This is a genomic window from uncultured Bacteroides sp. (assembly GCF_902491285.1).
In the GTDB taxonomy this organism is placed as follows: Bacteria; Bacteroidota; Bacteroidia; order Bacteroidales; family Bacteroidaceae; genus Bacteroides.
The window spans coordinates 1-2,109 of sequence record NZ_CABUHK010000180.1 but is presented as its reverse complement, the minus strand read 5'-3'; the positions used below and the strand labels follow the sequence as shown (position 1 = coordinate 2,109).

The window sequence follows — 2,109 nt, the reverse complement described above, 5'->3', positions numbered from 1 at the left end:
CATAGTAGCGGGAGTAAACCGGAAGGATGAAAAGATGTGGGGCGATTTCTACGATCGTTTTTATACTGCTTTATGTGTTTATGTTTCCAAGATATTGCCAGTCCCCGATGCGGTGGAAGATTTGGTGCAGGAAGTCTTTATTTCTGTATGGGAGGGCAAGCGTACCTTTTCCGACATTAAAGAACTTACCAATTATCTTTATCGTGCCTGCTATAATAACACCTTATTATATATACGCAATAATCAAATCCATGATACCATATTGAGTTCTTTAGCCGAAGAAGAAGGTGTAGAGGATGAAGATATGATTTATGCATTGACGGTAAAAGAAGAAATTATCCGCCAACTGTATTGCCATATTGAAGAGCTTCCTGCCGAACAACGCCGGATTATTTTAATGAGAATCGAGGGGTATACATGGGAAGAGATAGCGGAACGTCTGGATATAAGCATCAATACCGTTAAAACTCAAAAGACCCGCAGCTATAAATTTCTCCGTGAAAGGTTGGGAGATTCCATGAATTCCATAATTCTTTGTTTATTTCTCTAAAATAAATAAAAAGTCAATTTGATACTTCTTTATCTTTTTATTAATTGATTAGGAAATGGTTTCTTTGTTAAAACGCATACTTTCTCTTTTAAATTATAGCATAATGCTATATATTTCTCTCTAAAATCCTATTGCTCATATTCTTATCTCAAAAAAATATATTCTTTTTGTCACCCCTTTCTATGAGTTATGTATATTTATAATAAAGAGTAATTAAACAATTGTTTAATTAAAAAATCGCAATAAGATGAATAAGTTCGAAAATGTATATCAAGATGCCGCTTTGATGAGAAAGGTTCTTTTGGGAGAAGCCGATGAAGTGGAGCAACAAGACCTTGAAAAACGGCTGGTGGAATGTCCGGACTTACGAAAAGTATATGGGCAACTTCAGAACGGGGAGACATTGAGAGTCGCCTTTGGAGAGTATCAGAATTATTCGTCAAAGAAGGCTTATCAATCTTTTCTTCAGAAAATCGGGCGGATGGAGCCGAAAGTTCAGAAGCGTCGTTCTCTCCGGATTTGGTGGTACACCGCTGCGGCTGTCGTTACTTTAGTTGTCGCCCTTTCTTTCTACATGTCGAATTATATTTCACAGGAAGAGGAGGGGAGAGTTCTGATTCAACCGGGAACTCAACAGGCACAACTGACTTTGCCCGATGGCAGCGTGATTGATGTGAATAAGAAAGAAGTGAGCGTAATAGTGGACGGTGTTCAAGTAAAATATAAGAAAGGTGTACTTTCTTACCAACCTGCCGTTGCAACACAACACGAGGAAAAAAATGTCGAAGAGCAACCAGCTAAATCAAATGAACTGGTTATACCGCGTGGGGGTGAAAACACCGTAATCCTCGCAGATGGAACTACGGTTCATTTGAATGCCGGTTCCAAACTGACTTATCCGGTACGTTTTGCCGGTAAACGCAGAATTGTACGTTTGGAAGGTGAGGCCTATTTTGATGTTGTGGCGGATGAGAGTCATCCGTTTGTGGTGCAAACTCATCTTGGGGAAATAACTGTACTTGGTACTGAATTCAATGTGAATGCTTATGCCGATGCCTCTGTCTGCTATACGACTCTGGTGCATGGGAAAGTGAAATTCTCCACATTAAATGCGGAAACGATTACTCTTTCTCCGGGTGAACAGGCTGTTGTATTTGCTAATAGTTCAACGAAACGCGAGGTGGATTTGGAAGAATACGTTGGTTGGGTAGATGGCATGTACATTTTTAATGACCGTCCCTTGGGTGATATTATGAAGACATTCGAACGCTGGTACGACATACAGGTTTATTACGAAACCCCGAACCTGCGGGACATTACATATAGTGGCAGCTTGAAACGCCACGGAACAATAAATTCCTTCCTGGATGCTTTGGAATTGACAGGGGATCTGACTTACAAAATCAGTGGCAGGAGTATATTGATATATGACAAAGCGGATGAACAGGAATAGAAGGATAGAATATTAGAATAATTAGAATATTAGGTACACAAAAGTTTAATCATTAATTTATGAGAGAAAAACGATGGCTGCTATGTTTTCTAGTGGCAATGTGCTG

Annotated in this window: 2 protein-coding genes; both read left to right on the top strand. The window is 39.5% G+C overall.

All coding sequences use genetic code 11. From position 1 onward, the window contains the following. Nucleotide 1 precedes the first annotated feature (1 nt). Nucleotides 2-550, top strand: coding sequence for an RNA polymerase sigma-70 factor (locus tag RDN93_RS22030; RefSeq protein WP_308747437.1), 549 nt, complete (start codon nt 2-4; stop codon nt 548-550). A gap of 247 nt (nt 551-797) precedes the next feature. After that, nucleotides 798-2,003, top strand: a complete 1,206-nt coding sequence (locus tag RDN93_RS22025; RefSeq protein ID WP_308747436.1) for a FecR domain-containing protein — start codon at nt 798-800, stop codon at nt 2,001-2,003. The last annotated feature ends 106 nt before the right edge of the window (nt 2,004-2,109 follow it).